The sequence below is a fragment of the Aeromonas sp. QDB18 genome (genome assembly GCF_027705325.1).
Lineage (GTDB): Bacteria > Pseudomonadota > Gammaproteobacteria > Enterobacterales > Aeromonadaceae > Aeromonas > Aeromonas caviae.
This window is the reverse complement of sequence record NZ_JAPDBQ010000325.1, coordinates 1-889: the sequence shown is the minus strand read 5'-3', so window position 1 is coordinate 889 and position 889 is coordinate 1. Positions and strand designations below refer to the sequence as shown.

General features: G+C 47.6%; 1 protein-coding gene. It reads right to left on the bottom strand.

Features of this window, described 5'->3' with window-relative positions:
• Positions 1–20 precede the first annotated feature (20 nt).
• On the bottom strand, positions 21–889 hold an 869-nt coding region (locus OKC30_RS21160; RefSeq protein ID WP_270809833.1), incomplete at its 5' end, for an ISAs1-like element ISKpn9 family transposase.

The window sequence follows — 889 nt, the reverse complement described above, 5'->3', positions numbered from 1 at the left end:
CAGGGCTGACGCATCAGTGTTTATACTTTGAACAACCCCATACATTCGAACAAATATTGTTCATTCAGACAGCAGAGCCTGCGCTTGTTGGCCATGCTTAGATTACGTGATTTGTTTTGCTTCAGCATGTTCAGTATCCACTGCCTGATGACCGCTAAGTTTTCCCCAGCGAAGCCCGCTCTGGCCTGAAGTTGATCCTCTCCGAACGCAATATCTAAAGTCCAGTGCAGCAGATTTTCTACCGACCAGTGCGCTCGGGTTGCCTTCAGCGCTGAGGTGGCATCCAACGCTCGGCTACTTATATAAAATCTCACGAAATCATAGCCTTTGCCATTTTCAATTCGCTCAGCCTGCACGGCTATGATCGTCTTCGCTTTCCACTGCTGGCAAACTGGCATGCTTTCATCAACCATCAGAACCCAACAACGTCGATGCTCTTTTCGCCCATGTTCTGAGTCAAATTGTTCAGTAAAGCCGTGCCCCGAAACATCGGTTTCATTCTTATCCCAATACGCTTGGAACTGTTCTTTTACTTCAGTATTGAGGCTAGGTTGGTTGTCTTTCACTGCAAGCAGGTAATCACCCGACTTTTTGAGGATGGTGTCGGCGATTTTTACCTGTGTACCCATCGCATCAATACTGACTAAACACCCTTTTAATTCAAGAAGTTGGAGTAGCTCAGGTATTGCCGTGATCTCGTTAGATTTGTCAGCGACTTTTTGCTGGCCAACACACATCCCCAGCTCAGTTGACCAGACATTGACCATATGAACAGCGTTGGCACCTCGCCCTTTAGCGGTAGCACGAAGAGCTTTACCATCAACCGCTAGTTGGCCAACCAGCTTATCATCGCCCATGATGTCGCCGATCCACGCTTGAAAAATGGATT